An 18,008-nucleotide genomic window follows, 5' to 3' on the forward strand; every position below is an offset into this window, starting at 1 on the left:
CTTTTTAGAGACTTCCAAAAAAAATCCTACTGTTTACAGTCATCAGCCATCAGCCATCAGTTGAAGGTGTGGAATGTGAGTTAAATTGTATCTGGGTCGATATTTAACTCACGCAATTTTGCAGCCAAACGTTCTGCTTTTTCAGCTTCTTGTTGCGCCCTTTGTTCTGCTTGTTCTGCTGTTTCTTCTGGTGTTGGTACTAATTCACCACCTGGGGTAAAAAACCGCAATAGCCCCTCATGAATTCCCAAATATAACCCTAGCTGATGACTCCACAAATGCCCTTGTCCCGAAGCTTGTAAAGGTTGATATTCTCCATCTACTAAATGATATCCTGCAAACTCTAGTGTATAAGGGTCGAACCAAAAATAATCCGGTGTGCGAAAGATATCTTGATAAATTTGTTTTTTTAAACCTCTGTCTGTATTCGCTGTTGATTGCGAAATAATTTCTACAATTACATTGGGATATTTACCATTTTCCTCCCAGACTACCCAACTTTTACGAGTTTTGCGTTCACATCCTAGGACTACAAAAAAGTCTGGGCCTCGGAAGTCTTTTGATTTTCGTTGATGCGGACTGTAGTAGATAGTCAAGTTTCCCGCTGCATAAAAATCATTTCTATCTCGCCACAACCATTCCAAACATGTGAGAAGTAGGATTATTTGTCGTAGATGTAATTCTGTTTCCAAGGGAGGCTCATCACTATATAAATCACTAGGGGGAAAAATCACATCTTGGGAGATGCCTTGTTGAGATTCTAATTCTTGAGTTATGGTCATAGAATGGATATGGCATCAAGTAGTTATGGATTTATTTTAGCAACGTGGTAGTCAGCGATCGAACTCTTAGCTAAGTAATTTAATTTCAAGTCTTTAGCTAGCTTGAAACTACAGTATCTCTTAACATTAAGAAACTTTAGCGATCGCTATTTTTGCGAAATACCTTTATGCTACACTGTAGTCAACATCAAACCTCACCCGCTAGCGAGATAGCTGCAATGAAGTAGTACCAAACCCACAAATGTCAAAGCCAAATAAACACGATACGTTTGACAAGGTACTTCACAATAGTCATGAGCTAAATATATCTTCATAATTCATCTCTACATCAAGCCGCTTGAGAGTTGCTGCGGCCGACTTTTTCATATGCCTAATCTACCCGTAATTGTTGTTTATTCGCGGGTGGAAATTTGCTCATTGAGGTTTGACAGTCATGCAGAAAAAATCAATATTATTAGCTGAGAATTTAGCCTATGAACTCAGCTTAGAGAGAATTTTATTTCAAGAAATTCAGGTGAGTATTGGCATGGGCGATCGCATCGCTTTAGTAGGTAAAAATGGAATAGGTAAATCAACTTTATTAAAGATACTTGCAGGACAAATTAGCCCCACTCAAGGCACTGTTTGGCAGAATGGCGTTGTCTACTATTTGCCACAAATTAGTACCATTAAACAAGAAATTAATACTGATACAGTGCTGAATTTTTTAATTTCTGTCTCTGATGAATGGTGGAAAATTGAGGAGATTTTACAAGCACAATTTCACACAACCCTTGACCTATCTTTATCTATAGCTAATTTAAGTGGTGGTGAACTAACGAAATTATTCCTAGCAATTGGTTTATCTCAAGAACCAAATGTGCTATTGCTGGATGAACCAACCAACCACATGGATTTGCTAGCTTTGGAAAGCTTAAGGCAGTTTCTTGAAAATTTCGCTGGTGCGTTTGTGATAGTCTCCCACAAGCCTTTTTTTCTCGCTCAAGTAACAAAAGTTACCTGGGAACTTACGCCTGGGGGTGTCAAGGTGTATGGAGGCAATTTTTCTGAGTATCGCCAACAAAAACAAATTGAGCAAGAGGTAGCATGGCGATCGCACGAAGTCGCCAGAAAGGAACTTAAACGTGTTCAAGCTTCAGCGATGCAAGAACAGCAACGTGCAGCCCAATCTCAGCGCAATGGAAGAGCAAAGTTTCTCAGTGGTAGTATTGACAGAGCAGCAGCCGGAGCGATGAAAACTAAAGCTCAAGTGTCAGCTGGGACTGCGAAAAAGAAACATGAAGCGGCTGTAGCAAAGGCTACTCAAAAGGTGGCAGAGACAAAAGTCAATACTACAAAGGTGACAAGTATCCAACTCGAAGAAAAAAGTCAAAAGCGCCGAAATTTAATTGATATTCAAGGTGCAAATCTCTGGGTGTCGGAACGTCTTTTGATTGAAAATATTCAGTTGCATGTATCCTCTGGCGATCGCCTTGCCATTGTAGGTGCAAATGGTGCAGGTAAATCAACCTTGGCTAAGGCAATCTTGGAAATGGACAAGCAAACAGCAATTTTACAGTCGGGTGAGGTAATACTTGCATCGGCGATGAAAGCTGTATATCTCGACCAAACCTATGAACTAGTGAATCGCCAGCAAACAATTCTCGCAAATATGCAAGCTGCTAATCCCAGCCTCAGCTATCAATTGTTACGCCAACAGCTAGGACACTTTTTGTTTAAATACGATGACGTTCACAAAAGCGCGTCTATATTGAGTGGAGGTGAATTAGCAAGGTTAGCGATCGCAATTATCAGTATCTCTGAAATTGATTTATTGATTCTTGACGAACCAACTAATAACCTAGATATTGAAACAGTTGAACAAATAGTGACAGGTATTAATGAATACCAAGGCGCTATTTGGGTGATTTCCCACGATATCGATTTCCTCAGCCGAATCAACATTACCCAAGGTTTCAAATTGAAAGAGCAAACTTTGCAAATGACGACCTATTTACCGAGTACACCAGAGCAATACTATCAAGAGTTACTGGAATGTCATCAACCAAGCGATGTCTGACGACAAGCTGCTTTGCGTCTACGCACTCTTGACTAACTAGCCATCTCAAATCTTAAATCTCTAACTCTCCAGTAGAAGCCGCAAAGCATACAGGCAGGTTATAATTCTTTTGCGGACGCACGTAACAAAAATTTATGAGTAACCCCCTTGTACAAGCCTTTTTTGTAGGCAGAGCAGTAGCCGAAGTAATTAATGAACGCTTAGAGGTCGCCTTGACCGATGCTTTGAGTGAACTGGGCAAATTTGATGCTGAGGCCAGAGAGCAATTACGCCAGTTTACAGACGAAGTTCTAGAACGGGCAAATCGAGCAGCTTCAGCTGCTAATGCTGGTCAAACTAGCCCAAGCAGTGGGTCAAGCGGTTCACAATCTGACTTACAAGCAGAAATTGATGAATTGCGAGCAGAAATTGCCCTGCTACGTACAGAATTGCAGCATTATCGCAGAACTTCTGCATAAATTTTGTTAATAGTCAATAGTCATTGGTCATTGGTCAGTGGTCAGTAGCAACTGACCTTTACGGGTGAATCCTTCTCCTGTGGTCGCCGCTTCGCGAACAAATACGCTGACGCTCGAAGACTCGCGCAACGCTTGCGCAAACGCGAACGCCAGTTACTCATAGGAAAAACCCAAAGCTTTACTGGCTCAAAAATAACAACTGACAACTGACAACTAACACCTGACATATCAAAAACAGTTTAGGAATCAGAGTGTCTTCTCTTTCAGGTTATTCGGTTACAAACCAGCGGTACGCAAAGCATATGGAAACAGGTTATTCAGATAAAGCATACCGTTGGAATCGTGAGAACTACTCAAGTAAACGGCGCTTTGTGGACATTTGGTCTTTTGTCTTGACTTTAATGTTCAAGCTTTGGCGCTACAACAAATCTTGGAGTTACCCTGGTGGTGTAACTGAAGCCAAGCAAGCTGCAAGACGCAAAGCTCAAGCGGTCTGGATTCGTAATACCCTACTGGATTTAGGCCCAACTTTTATCAAAGTTGGGCAATTGTTTTCTACTCGTGCTGATATATTCCCCGGTGAATATGTAGAAGAGTTGGCAAAGCTACAAGACAAAGTGCCAGCATTTAGCTATGAGCAAGTAGAAACAATTATTGAGCAAGAATTGGGTAAAAAAATTCCTGAACTATTTCAGAGTTTTGAACCTATTCCCTTAGCAGCTGCTAGCTTGGGACAAGTACATAAAGCTGTGTTACACACCGGGGAAGCAGTTGTCGTCAAAGTGCAGCGTCCTGGACTGAAAAAGCTATTTGAAATAGATTTACAAATTCTCAAAGGAATTGCCTACTACTTCCAAAATCATCCAAAATGGGGTAAGGGACGAGATTGGATTGGGATTTATGAAGAATGTTGTCGCATTCTTTGGGAAGAAATTGACTATCTTAATGAAGGTCGTAACGCTGATACTTTCCGGCGGAACTTTCGTGGTCACGACTGGGTAAAAGTTCCCAGAATTTACTGGCGTTACACTTCGTCTCGTGTACTGACTTTGGAATATCTTCCCGGAATTAAAATTAGTCAGTATGAAGCTATAGAAGCAGCGGGTTTAGATCGTAAAGTGATTGCACGTCAAGGCGCTCAAGCTTATCTGATGCAATTGCTCAATAACGGCTTTTTCCACGCCGATCCTCATCCAGGTAACATTGCCGTTAACCCCGATGGTGCTTTGATATTTTACGATTTTGGCATGATGGGGCGAATCAAGTCCAACATTCGAGAAGGACTGATGGAAACGCTGTTTGGCATTGCCCAAAAAGATGGCGATCGCGTCGTTCAGTCTCTCATCGATTTGGGAGCGATCACACCTGTGGATGACATGGGCCCAGTACGGCGTTCTGTCCAGTATATGCTGGATAATTTCATGGATAAGCCCTTTGAAAATCAATCTGTGGCAGCAATCAGTGACGACCTATACGAAATAGCATATAATCAGCCATTTAGATTTCCTGCAACCTTCACTTTTGTGATGCGAGCCTTTTCCACCCTAGAGGGGGTAGGCAAAGGCTTAGATCCAGAATTTAACTTTATGGAAGTTGCCCAACCATATGCAATGCAGCTTATGACTAATATGAATGGTTCTGAAACTAATAGCTTCCTTAATGAATTAAGTCGTCAAGCAGTCCAGGTGAGTACAACTGCTTTTGGATTACCACGGAGATTAGAGGACACCCTAGAAAAATTAGAACGCGGAGATATGCGCGTGCGCGTTCGTTCAATAGAGACGGAGCGCCTGCTGCGGCGACAGAGTAACATTCAACTAGGAATGAGCTACGCTGTGATAATCAGTGGATTTACTCTTTCAGCTACCCTTTTATTAGTTAATCATTATGGATGGTTAGCCCTGGTGGCTGGTTTAATCGCCGCAGTAGTCTCAGTAATACTGATCCGCTTGCTTCTACGCCTCGACCGTTATGACCGCATGTATTAATTGTTGTAGTAAAAATTTATGAAACTTAATTTCACGGGTTTCAGCGATCCGGGACTTATTCGTTCTAGTAACCAAGATGCTTATTATATCGACCCTGAAGGGCGATTTTTCATTGTCGCTGATGGTATGGGTGGTCATGCGGGAGGTGAAGAGGCGAGTCGTATTGCCACGCGGGAAATTCAGGCGTATTTGGTAGCAAATTGGGATTCATCTGAGCCTACAGAAAAATTGCTAGAGAAAGCTTTGTGGCGAGCAAATGAAGGCATTTTGCAAGACCAGCAAAATCATCCCGAACGCGCTGACATGGGTACAACTGTTGTCGCAGTCATTTTTCGCTCGCCAGATGCACCTTGGTGTGGTCATGTTGGAGACTCCAGGCTTTACCGCTTACGAGGAACGCAATTAGAGCAAGTCACTGAAGATCACACTTGGGTAGCAAGAGCAATTAAAGTTGGTGACATCACCTCAGAAGAAGCAAGAGTTCACCCCTTCCGTCATGTTTTGTCGCGTTGTTTGGGACGTGAAGATTTACACCAGGTTGATGTGCAACCGTTGGATGTGAAAGCAGGCGATCGCTTGCTATTATGCAGTGATGGTCTAACTGAAGAACTTGTCGATCACAAGATTGCTAGTTACCTACATGACACCCCATTACTAGACAAAGCTGCCCTCTCTTTAATTGAAGCTGCTAAAGAGCAAGGTGGACACGACAACATCACAGTCATCATCGTCGCACTCGAAAATAGTCAATAGTCAGTGGTCAGTGGTCAGTAGTCAGTAGTTACAACCAATGACAACGGACAAATGACCCTCCGGGTGAGTTAGTGCGGTCTTAAAAGGTTTCCCCATAACAGCACTGACTCACAACTGACAACTAACAACTGACAACTGACAACTGACAACTGACAACTGTCAAGCGCCGTAAATGTACTCAGCAATTTGTTCAGCCTGAGCATTTTTCTAATTTACTACTTGATACAAATACTCTTAGCCTCCAAATTTACCTGCTGGCGGCTATCTTTCCATAATTTAGGTAATTGACATCTTGCACATAATGATATATAGCGGATATAATTCACGCTTAATACCTTTCATATTTTCCTCACTCTCCTAACATCTCTTTTAGGGAGAAGTTTTAACGAGTAGGAAGATAAACAAAGGTATTACAACTTACCCGGACACCCACAAACTGTGATTTTTTCCGGAATCTGTTTTAGCAGACTTGAGTTGTATATCAGTAGGTTTAGGTGCAAGCTACCAAAAACCAAAAATTTAACCTTAAGGATATGGTCAATTTGTCACACAGTTGTTATCTTTCTTAATACAGATGTACACCTGTGAGAACATATCCCACTCCAGACACGATCTTTATGGTCAAGTCTTACCAACATGACTTTTACGCGTTGTTTTCTTTGGAGATTATTATGAGTAAACCAATTGAATTATCTTTGGAACAGCAATTCAGCATCCGCTCGTTCGCCACTCAAGTACAGCACATGAGTCACGAACAAGCTCAGGACTTTTTAGTCAAGCTCTATGAGCAAATGGTTGTACGGGAGGCAACTTACCAGGAATTACTCAAGCACCAGTGGGGCATAGATTCAGGTTCCGCTTTGGCATAATTTAATTCTTGTGTCGCAGTGGGCGACCTCCTTCTCTTGCTCGGTTCCAGGGAGGAAAGGGGCTGGGGATGCTGGGGCGTCAACTTCAAATCAGAAACCATAACTGATAATTTATAACCCAAAACTTTGCTACGAAAATTTTTCGTTTGCATGTATTTTTTAATACTACTGTAGCTTTGGGATCAAATTGATTATTTGCACTAGTTAAGTCTAATCTAAAATTCCGCCGACTGTACATCTATAGTACACTTACTTTTCTGCTGTAATGCTTACAGAGGAAAATCTGCGTAAATTTAACTAAGCTTATCTAACACTGCCATTCATTATATTTTTTATAAATGTAGGTTACAAGCAGATATATACTTTTTTAATAAAAGTTAACAGATATCTCAATACCTGTTTATGGGTAGGCGTATTATGTTTGGCTTGTTGAGATTGTCTCTAGCCAGAAACATCAAAATGGGAATCTGTCTGGATTGCTTCCAATTTCGCCATAATTTGGGGCTTGATTTTTTCGTACTCGTTTTTCAGTAAACTTTTACTAAGTTGGGGGTCAGCGGCTGATACGAGAGTTTTGCCCGCTACTACCCATTGTTGCAGGCGTTGACGTTGGGCAGGGGCGATAGTAGCAACTAGGATATGAGAACACTTATTTGGTGTCTCACGGGCAAAGAACAGAAGACGATAATAGCCTGTTTGCCCCAGTAAGTACGTGATTTCTTGACCGAGATGAGTTTTGAGATCAAGGTAGTAAGGCAGCCATTTAGCACCGTGTTTGCGATTGTAGATCACAGTAATCCAAAGCACCATGGGGTGGGGAACCGTGATGAACAGAAATTGATTGTAACGCTGACAAAGTATGCGCTTGAGAATTTCTCTTTCTGGTAGCATCACCCATAGAGCAGGTAAAGTTTCTCCATTGGCATGAATGGACTGGGGAAAAACAATATTGGCAATAGGTTTATTTTCAGGCCAGGAAATCGAACGAATTATTTCATCGTTTGACAGGGTTACTTGCAAGTCGGCTTTGATCTTCGGCTGTGAATCGGTTTGAAGTGTAATGGTATGACTAGGCGCATTATTAATAATTTGAATTGTATGCGTATTGTAGTCAGATATATTATTACTATCTGAAATAGCGTGTGTACGGTAGTGCTGTTCTACAGATTCTAATATACGCAGGATTTCGCTGATACTTTGGGGGCGATCGCGTGGTGCTTTGGCTAGGCAACTCATCACCAAATTTTCTACTTCCTTGGGAATTTGTAGTCCAGGAGCAACCTCAGCAAAAGTACTTGGTTCTTGGCTATGATGTGTTTTATACCATGCGCCAAATGAGTGGCTTGGTGCAAGCAGTGGCATCTTGCCTGTAAGCATCTCAAACATCATCACGCCTAGACTATAAATATCAGAGCGATTGTCTAATTCTTTACCTTCCATCTGTTCGGGAGAAGAATAAGCCAGCGTTCCCAAATAGTATTTTGTATGGTCGCTATTAGCTTGTAGTAACTTAGCAATACCAAAATCCAGAACCTTTACCAACTCTCCAAAACTGGCATCTTGAATCACCAGCATATTGCTGGGCTTAATATCACGATGAATAATTGGATAGATTTTGCCATCAACCGGGATGCCATCATGAGCGCACTTTAACCCCAAGCTGATTTGACGTGTCATACTCAGGAATCTGGGCAAAGATAAATTTTGCTGGCGAATAATTTGGTTTAGGCTATCCCCTTGCAAATATTCCATCACATAGAACGGCGTGTTATTCTCGTCTACGCCATAGTCCATCACTCGAACAATGTGAATGCTTTTTTGCCCAAGTAAAGCACAGGTTTTTGCTTCTCGCTCAAAGCGTTCTTGTAACCGTATCTTTTCGTTTTGTATGGATAGCGCGAGAAACTTCACAGCAACGGGCACGCCTCCCAACAAAATATCCTTAGCACGATAAACCCTACCCATTGCTCCAGTACCGATTAACTCCTGAAGCTGGTAGCGTTTGGCGAGTAAGTGCCCAATGTTGGGGTCTGACATAGAACATTCGACTCCAATATTTAACAATTGTGGATAAAACCTATCTAGGAGGCAGTTTGTAAGTATTTGAATAAAAAAAGTGCGCTGAAATATAATAAGTATATTTGCTTAAAAAAATAGTACTATTTTGCACTTTGATTGTAATTTCTTATTTAGTTTGCCCAATTTTGGCAAAATAGTTACTTAGGAGTTAACTATTGTTTTGCCTGACGCACCATGCTAGCTTCCATTGTACTGATGAGAAAATGACCTGACATCATACCACTACTTAAGTAATATGTATCATCTGACATTCGATGCATAGTTTCAAAGCCACTACGACGTTCGCGATCGCTTAATACCCAATAACGCTGTACAATAGTATCCGGGCCAATCCAACCCTCGCCTTCAGATTGCCCCAAAATATTATTTTGGAGTAAAAAAGTATACTGGCGTTCTTGCTCATGGAAACGCCCTTTGTATTGCAAAGAGATTTCCGAGCGATCGCTGCCTGGAAATATAAGTTTTGTTGCCATAGTGAACCAGTTATCTCGATTCCAAGCGACCAGGGTCATACCCTTGACGCTGATTGGCAAGCCATTACGCTCCAGCCAACTTCCTTGCATTGTCCAGCGTCCTGGTTCCAATAAAAAAGTGTGAGCCACCTTATATATACCTTGCCTTGATCGAGTACCGCTCAGATTTAAAGATATCTATGAAACAAGGAAATGTCAGGTGGCAGATATAGTAAAGTGCTGAGTGCTGAGTGCTGAGTGCTGAGTTAGAAGTGAAAAATTATCCCCCTCATCCCCCTCATCTCCCTCATCCCCCTCATCTCAAAATACCGTGAATTTCTCCCAAAAGTACTTCAATAGGTGCGCCAGTGGCGGCGGGTAAGTTGCCAGGAATACCTAGCTGGCGCCAATAGGCTAAAACTGCAAAAGCGATCGCTTCTTTAAAATCCGCATTCAAGCCGACTTCATCTGTAGTGCATACTGGCACTGATGGTAACAATGTCTGTAATCTTTGTTTTAAGTAAAGATTGCGACTACCGCCACCGCATAATAGTATGCGCTGTGGCATTTGCGGTAAAAAAGTTTGGTAACTATGAACAATGGAAGCAACTGTGAGTTCTGTAAGGGTTGCTAGTATATCAGCGGGACTGAGTTGATATGCTTCGGCGTCTTTTAAACACTCATGCAGGTAAGCCACACCGAATAGTTCGCGACCAGTAGACTTAGGCGGTGGTAGATGAAAGTAATCTTGGCTGAGCCATTGTTCTACTAGTGGATAACACGGTGTACCACTTGCTGCCCATGTGCCATTTTCATCATAAGTTTTAGCGCCAGCAGTTAAATGTTGCACTGCCAAATCCAACAAACTATTTGCTGGACCAGTATCCCAGCCGCGAATTTTAGCAAGCCAGTCATCACGCCGAGGCGGTATATAGGCAACATTACCAATACCACCTAGATTCTGAACACAACGTCCTTCTTCAGGGTGACTAAGCAAAAAAGCATCGACTCTAGGCACAAGAGGCGCACCGTGACCACCAATAGCTATATCAGCAACACGAAAATTGCTCACCGTAGTAATACCCGTCAGATGAGCAATCAAAGCACCACGACCGAGTTGCAAACTATAACCTAATGGAGAGTGAGGAGTTAGGAGTGAGGAGTGAAAAGTTTTTCTACCTTCTGTATTTTTGCCTACTCCCCTGCTCCCCTGCTCCCCTGCTCCCCCTGCTCCCTCTGCTCCCCCTGCTTTTTCCGGCGGTCGATGATACACTGTCTGACCGTGGGAACCTATCAAAGTTGCTGGTTGGTGGTTAGCTTGAATATTTTGGGCAGCTTCAGCAAAAGCAAAAGCGATCGCATCATCTATTTGTGCCAATTCTGCCATTGAAATAGCTTCCCCAGCGCAGACTGCCAAGATTTTCTCTTTGAGTCCAGCCGCGTAAGGATATGTTTCTCCAGCTAACAACTCAACTTTGAGATCCAATTCTCTACCATAAATGTCTACCAAAGCAGCGTCTATGCCATCTACAGACGTGCCACTTATTAAACCAATAACGCGAGTCATAAATAATATTGTCAGTTGTCAGTTGTCAGTGGTCAAAAGTGCTGAGTGCTGAGTGCTGAGTGCTGAGTGAGGAGTTAGGAGTTAGGAGTGAAAAATTATCTCCCTCATCCCCCTCATCCCCCTCATCTTCCCCTGCTCCGAAAGCTCCCCTGCTACAATTTCACTCCGATTCTCCAATCAGGGTAAACGCCGCCCAGTGTAAGGGAGACTGATATTTTTCCTTTGTCGCTAGCATTGCCATGCGTAAAGCTGTAGCTTTGTCAAGGTTTTTTTGTAAATTTTGATAAAATTCGGTCATTAAAAATGCTGTGGATTGATCGTCTACAGACCACAAAGACACTAACACACTCTCTGCACCTGCGCTAATCAAAGAACGGGACAATCCAATTACCCCATCACCAGAAATACTACCGCCTCCTGTATCACAGGCACTCAATACCACTAAATTAGCGGATAGTTGCAAGTCGAGGATTTCGCCAGCGGTGAGCAAACCATCACCATTGTCATCATTGCTGGGTGGGGTATCTGGTGCAAGAGCGATCGCACCTGGTACACCTAAACCGAGAAAATCATCGAGTAAGCCGTGAGTTGCTAAATGAATTAATTTAGCTTGTGGTAACTTTTGTGTAATGGCTCTTTCTGTGGCATTTTTGCCGATGATAGCTTGGGTTTTGAATAATTGAGCGATCGCTTTTGCTTCTCGTTCTGCGCCTGGTAAAGCTTTTAACGTCCGCTGCTGAGGATCTACGGTGATGGGAAGCTTGGGCATTGTGGGATTACCGACAATCAGCATTTCATCGGGGGATTGGGGAAATTGCCGCTGTTGTTTATGGGTTAAATCTAATACTTGAATTGCCGGAGCAGTGAGGATAGTATGTTTTTCAATTAAATATTTACCGTTTTGGTCTTGCAGTGCCGCAAAGGGAACTTGAAAAAGGGAATCTTGGGGAATGAAAATTACCCGTTGGTTGGGGTCTAGTGGTAATTGGTCAGCAATGGGTTGTATTAATAGTTCATGCAGTTTTTTTAATTGGTGTTGCTGATTATCTGGATTAAATTTTATGTCAAAAATACCGCGACCTCTGACACCGACAGATTGACGACTGGTGGTAACTAATTCGGCGAGAGTTGTATTATCTTTTTGCCACAGTGGTGTAATATCTTTGATGTGAAATGTGACTTCCCCTGTGGGCTTGATGACCCAAATATAGAGTTTTGATTCATGCCATTCTGATTTTTTTTGAGTTTTGAATTTTTCACGAATAATTGAATATTCAACAAAGGTTGCTTTTTGTTCTTTGGCAATTTGTTTGAGTTGGTTAATAGTGGGTGGGTTACTGTTTACTTTGGTGTTGCTTTTGAATTTAGACGCTAATAACTCTACAAATGCACGCGCACGACTGCGTTCAGAAATTTCTAAAGCTGCTTCCGGTTGCTTTTGGGCAATGAGTGCTTGTTGTAAAAATTTGTATGAATCAAGTTGTGTATCAATGAGAGATATTTTATCGGTGTCTTTTAAATCTATTCGTAGAGATTCTGAAACTTTAATTCCAGCGCGTAAAGTTTCTGTGGCTTGTTGAAGTTTGCCTGTTTGCCAAAAAGCGTAACCTATATTGCTGAGAGTTGTACCCTCGCCTGCTGTATCGCCGATTTGTTTGGCAATGACTAAAGCTTGCTGATAGTAATCTATAGCTTTGGCGTACTGCCCCTGGTTGTCGTAAACTCCCCCAAGATTGTTGAAAGTTGTACCCTCGCCTGCTGTATCGCCGATTTGTTTAAAAATAGCTAAAGCTTGCTGAAAATACTCTATAGCTTTGGCGTACTGTCCTTGGCTGCGGTAAACTTCCCCAAGGTTGCTGAGAGTTGTACCCTCGCCTGCTGTATCGCCGATTTGTTTGGCAATGACTAAAGCTTGCTGATAGTAATCTATAGCTTTGGCGTACTGCCCCTGGTTGTCGTAAACTAACCCAAGATTGTTGAGAGTTGTAGCTTCGCCTGCTGTATCGCCGATTTGTTTTCTAATGACTAAAGCTTGCTGATAGTACTCCATAGCTTTGGCATACTGTCCCTGGTTATCGTAAACTGCCCCAAGATTATTGAGAATTGTACCAACGCCTGCTGTATCGACGATTTGTTTAAAAATAGCTAAAGCTTGCTGATAGTACTCAATGGCTTTGGCGTACTGCCCCTGGTTTTTGTAAACTCCTCCAAGATTGTTGAGAGTTGTACTTTCGCCTGCTGTATCGCCGATTTGTTTTCTAATGACTAAAGCTTGCTGATAGTAATCTATAGCTTTGGCGTACTGCCCCTGGTTATCGTAAACTACTCCAAGATTGTTGAGAGTTGCACCAACGCCTGCTGTATCGCCGATTTGTTTAACAATAGCTAAAGCTTGCTGATAGTACTCAATGGCTTTAGCGTACTGCCCCTGGTTGTCGTAAACTAACCCAAGATTATTGAGAATTGTACCAACGCCTGCTGTACCGCCGATTTGTTTAAAAATAGCTAAAGCTTGCTGATAGTAGTCTATAGCTTTGGCGTACTGCCCCTGGTTGTCGTAAACTAACCCAAGATTGTTAAGAGTTGTAGCTTCGCCTGCTGTATCGCCAATTTGTTTTCTAATGACTAAAGCTTGCTGATAGTACTCTATGGCTTTAGCGTACTGTCCCTGGTTTTTGTAAACTGCTCCAAGATTATTGAGAATTTTACCTTCTACTGGTGTACCGCCGATTTGTTTAATAATGGCTAAAGCTTGCTGATAGTACTCTATAGCTTTGGCGTACTGCCCCTGGTTGTCGTAAACTAACCCAAGATTATTGAGAATTGTACCAACGCCTGCTGTATCGCCGATTTGTTTAAAAATGGCTAAAGCTTGCTGATAGTAGTCAATGGCTTTGGCGTACTGTCCCTGGCTGTCGTAAACTGCTCCAAGATTGTTGAGAGTTCTACCAACGCCTGCTGTATCGCCGATTTGTTTAAAAATAGCTAAAGCTTGCTGATAGTAATCTATAGCTTTGGCGTACTGTCCCAAGCTGCGGTAAACTACCCCAAGATTGTTGAGAGTCGTTCCTTCACCTGCTTTGTCGCCGATTTCTCTACGAATCAGCAAAACTTTCTCAAATGTTTCTAACGCTTCTCGAAGCTTTCCTTGGCGATACTGTTGAATACCCAGTTGGTTGAGTCTATCGGCTTGTGCTTTGCGGTTTTGATTGCTTGGTGTCTGTGCTTGGGCTATTGTTGGGGTGATTGCAGCTAGTTGTAGAGGATGACTCAGGTATAAGAGTAAGCTTGCTGCTATCAGGCTGAGAGGGTAGAAGGTCTTTTGCATGGGAGGTTGCGAAATCAGGAGATGATTACGTTATGTAGCTATATCTCTCATGTTTCTGGGGTTATGTAATTTGCAATATATATTTTTATCTCACGCAGAGGCGCAAAGGCGCAAAGAACAGAGGCGCTAAGAAGAATGTTAAGGGTGTCTTAACGAGAATAAGTATATTCTGCAAGGATTGTTAAAAGTCATCAGTCATCAGTTATCGCTCATCGGTCAACCAATTTCTCTAATTATGATTGATTATTGATTGATTCTGTCTGTAATTGTTGTATTTCCTCAACAGTACAGCACCGCCACTTGCTTTAAGCTGGGAAACCCTTTCGGCAATCGCTCATGGGGGAACCCCCGCCTTTTGCGCGCAGCGTTAGCGACGCTGCGCTAACACCAACGCAGTGGCTCCTCTACCAGACTCAAATCTTTTGTGGTAATGGTTTTTTCGACTTGTGTGTACACTGTAGAACCCAAGGAGGGAGCGATCGCACAAGCACATACTCAATATATAGCAGTCGAAGCATAGTTGAGGACAATGTTGATTGCTACTAGCCTTGAAATAACTTGCTTTCTACTCAGCACTCAGCACTCAGCACTCAGCACTTTGCTATATTTCAAAATTACTGTTAGTAATGTTCCAACTACGTATTGAGTATTTTTTTCAGTTTGATATTACTTAATTTTTTATGCAATTTTACGGCATTCTAACAGTGAAACGTATAAAATTATTACAAGCATGTCAGCAGTTTAAAGTAATGGGATAATCAAATGACAATTTCAGCCTAGTGAATATATTATTTACATTTGAACTCGTTAGATGATGCCAACAAATAGATGTATTGTTAATTGCTTGATTTGAAATTGATGAAATTACTTTAGCATATTTCTCTAACTTTTAAGAGAAACAATTGCTTTCAGCACAAACATCCGATAATACTAATATTGATGCAAAAATCTACTAATCAATACAACTGTTTAGCAACTAATGAATGCTAGCCTGCACTTTACACACCTATGATCAGTCCGTATTGGCTTCACGAATATTTTGTTGAGTCAATATTTATTGCACACGTTTTTTAGAGGATGTTTTAAAAGTCCTATTATTAGTAGCCAAATATTTTAGATCCCCCTAAATCCCCCTTAAAAAGGGGGACTTTGAGCAGTTATTCCCCCCCCTTAAAAAGGGGGGCTAGGGGGGATCGGCAAGTGCTTAAAGTCACCTCTAAAAACTTTTTAAACAACCTCTTAGCATGAATAAACTAATTCCAGCCATCAGAGTCAAAAATCTCAACTTTTATTACAATACCCAAAAGGTACTCGAAGGAGTATCAATGGATATTTACCAAAGCAAAGTCACAGCAATTATTGGCCCTAGTGGTTGTGGAAAATCCACTTTTCTCAAATGCTTAAATCGCATGATTGAATTAGAAGGAGAAGTCAAAATTGAAGGTAAAGTAGAATTTTTTAATCAAAATATTTATGAGCGTCGAATCAACTTAAATCGCCTACGCCGCCAAGTTAGTATGATTCTCTCCAAGCCAAATCTTTTTCCCATGAGCATTTATGATAATGTTGCCTATGGAGTGAAAATAGTAGGATGGCGTCCGAAAGTAGAATTAGACGAAATTGTAGAATTTGCAATTAAAGATGCTGACCTCTGGGATGAGGTGAAAAATAAATTACATAAATCGGCTTTAGAACTTTCTGGTGGACAACAACAACGACTCTGTATTGCCCGTGCATTAGCAGTCAAACCAAAAGTTCTACTCATGGATGAGCCTTGTTTTGGTCTTGATGCCATTGCTAGCATGAAAGTTGAAACTTTGATTCAAAGTTTACGTTTGCGTTCTGAATTGACAATGGTGATTATCAGCCACAATTTACAGCAAGTTACTCGTGTATCTGATTTCACGGCTTTCTTTTACAGCAATGAAAATCGTGTTGGTCAAATGGTTGAATTTGGTGTTACAAAGAAAATATTTACCAACCCTCTTGATTCCCGCACCCGCGACTATGTTTTAGCTCGTCGTAGTTAAAATATTTGATGAGTGTAAGAGCAAAATTGGCATTTCCTACTAAAAATCACTTTCCCTCATCTTCTTAATCTTTTCCTGCTTTTGATAGGTAGGCAGTTTCACGGTTCTCAGATACTTTCTTACCCTGATATAACATAGTTAAATTAACATCTTTAATGATGCTAAGAACCGGGTTGCCCTACTTCAATGTGTAAGTTATGCCAAAAGACGAGCGGTTGCTGACTGTTTATGATACCGCACAATTAAAACAAATTAGCTCCTATTTATGCCAAGCAATTATTAATATTCAAGAACATCAGCCAGAATTACTATTGGAAAAGTATAGGAATGTTGAGTGGCTGAGTTCTGCTAATCAATCAGCTATAACTGCGAAATTTACCGAAATTCTTAGTCAAGCTCAAGACTGGGATGCACTACCTCAAAGATTACAAGGTTATCTAAAAGCTTTGCTAATTCCTGAATCTATCAATTCACCAATTTTAAAAGAATTAATAGAAAAAATTTACCAATTAAATTATATCAAAACAGATTTAAATGGGTGTGCTAATCTCACAAAGATTAAGTCACCTGAAACAGTTGGACTTATAATCAATTCACTATCTATTGAAAATAAAGGTATAGCAGTTTTACTTTTAGATGCCGAAAATTTACAAATCAACAGCGATACAGAAAAGTTTTTAACAAGAGTTTGTAATTTTCCTCTTCAAGTCAAGATTGCCTTTGCCAATTGGTGCAGTATGGGTAGGTTAGATGTAGAGTTGCATGGACGTGGCTATGACTTGATTCATGTCCCTGTTGGTAGGGATAATGCTGACGGTAAAATGATTGTATTTGGCTCGTCAATTCACGATCGCTATCCCAATGCTCAAGAAGTTTTAGTCTGTTCGTCAGATAAAGTGATGACTAACCTTTGCAATCATCTTCAGCAAAATGGATTAATAGTATATAGAGTAACTAAGCAAGAACAAGGTATTACCATATTCAATAGTTATACAGGTAATATTACACATTTTCCCGCTCCAGCACCTGAAATTCCCACAGTTGAGCAGTTTATTCAGCAAATCAAAGAGTTAATCAAAGCAGAACAAAAGCAACATAAAAGCTGTTGGATTAAACTAGCCACTATTTCGGAAGCATTTAAAAATAAATATAATTTAACTATTACTCAAGTTGTTGCTAAGCATCTTCCTGGTAAAAACGCTAGAGATATTTTGATGAATTTTCCTGGTGATTTGGTTGTTCACCAAGTTGATGCAGCCTCGGAATTATATGTCACAATATTTGAAATTAATGAATCTCAGCCAGCAGCTAGTAAAGATGATGCTCTACTCAGCAGTGCAAAATCACAGTTTTTATCTACTATTAATTCCAAAGCCGATTTAGAACAAGTACTCAACAATATTCTTAATCAGCTAACTCAACAATCTCCTGGAAGCTACATTAATATTAGCAATTTAGGCAGCATCTTTAATCAGCAGTATGGCAAACCAATTACTGAGCAAATGAAATCTTTGCAGATAAATGGTACTTTTCTAAAATTTTTGCAGTCATGTAGTTCTTTGAAACTGAAGGAAGTAGCGAAAGGATGGGAAGTCGCTACAATCTAAACCGCAACTTGTCTTTTACTTTACTTGTACGAGTAT

General features: G+C 41.1%; 12 protein-coding genes. 7 read left to right on the forward strand and 5 right to left on the reverse strand.

Annotated elements, in window-relative coordinates; translation table 11 throughout:
* Window positions 1-80 precede the first annotated feature (80 nt).
* Window positions 81-782: a Uma2 family endonuclease gene (locus I8748_RS28995; RefSeq protein WP_198127951.1), complete on the reverse strand. Its 702-nt coding sequence runs from the start codon at window positions 780-782 to the stop codon at window positions 81-83.
* Window positions 783-1,215: 433 nt separating this feature from the next.
* On the opposite strand from I8748_RS28995, the gene abc-f reads away from it, so the two are divergent.
* From abc-f to I8748_RS29020, 5 genes are all read left to right on the forward strand, one after another.
* Entirely contained in the window at window positions 1,216-2,841 is a 1,626-nt protein-coding gene (gene abc-f / locus I8748_RS29000) for a ribosomal protection-like ABC-F family protein (RefSeq protein ID WP_198127952.1), read from the forward strand.
* A 134-nt stretch (window positions 2,842-2,975) separates the two neighbouring features.
* Entirely contained in the window at window positions 2,976-3,299 is a 324-nt protein-coding gene (locus tag I8748_RS29005) for a DUF6825 family protein (RefSeq protein ID WP_198127953.1), read from the forward strand.
* A 302-nt stretch (window positions 3,300-3,601) separates the two neighbouring features.
* The gene (locus tag I8748_RS29010; protein WP_198128058.1) at window positions 3,602-5,287 is read left to right on the forward strand and encodes an ABC1 kinase family protein; all 1,686 of its coding nucleotides are present in this window, start codon (window positions 3,602-3,604) and stop codon (window positions 5,285-5,287) included.
* Window positions 5,288-5,305: 18 nt separating this feature from the next.
* Window positions 5,306-6,040 (forward strand): Stp1/IreP family PP2C-type Ser/Thr phosphatase, encoded by a 735-nt coding sequence (locus I8748_RS29015; protein ID WP_198127954.1) that lies wholly within the window; start codon window positions 5,306-5,308, stop codon window positions 6,038-6,040.
* A gap of 671 nt (window positions 6,041-6,711) precedes the next feature.
* A complete protein-coding gene (locus I8748_RS29020) occupies window positions 6,712-6,909 on the forward strand; it encodes an NblA/ycf18 family protein (protein WP_096558866.1) in 198 nt (65 codons plus the stop codon).
* Window positions 6,910-7,350: 441 nt separating this feature from the next.
* On the opposite strand, the gene I8748_RS29025 is transcribed toward I8748_RS29020, so the two are convergent.
* The 4 genes from I8748_RS29025 to I8748_RS29040 form a co-directional block, all read right to left on the reverse strand.
* The gene (locus I8748_RS29025) at window positions 7,351-8,946 is read right to left on the reverse strand and encodes a serine/threonine protein kinase (protein WP_198127955.1); all 1,596 of its coding nucleotides are present in this window, start codon (window positions 8,944-8,946) and stop codon (window positions 7,351-7,353) included.
* A gap of 194 nt (window positions 8,947-9,140) precedes the next feature.
* Window positions 9,141-9,590 carry a hypothetical protein gene (locus tag I8748_RS29030; RefSeq protein WP_198127956.1) on the reverse strand — a complete coding sequence of 150 codons (450 nt, stop codon included), beginning with the start codon at window positions 9,588-9,590 and terminating at the stop codon, window positions 9,141-9,143.
* 166 nt (window positions 9,591-9,756) lie between these two features.
* On the reverse strand, window positions 9,757-11,007 hold the full coding sequence (locus tag I8748_RS29035; RefSeq protein ID WP_198127957.1) for an anhydro-N-acetylmuramic acid kinase: 1,251 nt from the start codon (window positions 11,005-11,007) through the stop codon (window positions 9,757-9,759).
* A 160-nt stretch (window positions 11,008-11,167) separates the two neighbouring features.
* The gene (locus tag I8748_RS29040) at window positions 11,168-14,335 is read right to left on the reverse strand and encodes a CHAT domain-containing tetratricopeptide repeat protein (RefSeq protein WP_198127958.1); all 3,168 of its coding nucleotides are present in this window, start codon (window positions 14,333-14,335) and stop codon (window positions 11,168-11,170) included.
* Between the two features lie 1,244 nt (window positions 14,336-15,579).
* Between I8748_RS29040 and I8748_RS29045 the strand changes: the two genes are divergently transcribed.
* Both I8748_RS29045 and I8748_RS29050 read left to right on the forward strand, forming a co-directional pair.
* Complete coding sequence (locus I8748_RS29045; RefSeq protein WP_198127959.1) at window positions 15,580-16,365, forward strand: phosphate ABC transporter ATP-binding protein; 786 nt, start codon at window positions 15,580-15,582, stop codon at window positions 16,363-16,365.
* A gap of 197 nt (window positions 16,366-16,562) precedes the next feature.
* Window positions 16,563-17,972, forward strand: coding sequence for an NYN domain-containing protein (locus I8748_RS29050; RefSeq protein ID WP_198127960.1), 1,410 nt, complete (start codon window positions 16,563-16,565; stop codon window positions 17,970-17,972).
* The last annotated feature ends 36 nt before the right edge of the window (window positions 17,973-18,008 follow it).

This window comes from Amazonocrinis nigriterrae CENA67 (assembly GCF_016056305.1).
Lineage (GTDB): Bacteria > Cyanobacteriota > Cyanobacteriia > Cyanobacteriales > Nostocaceae > Amazonocrinis > Amazonocrinis nigriterrae.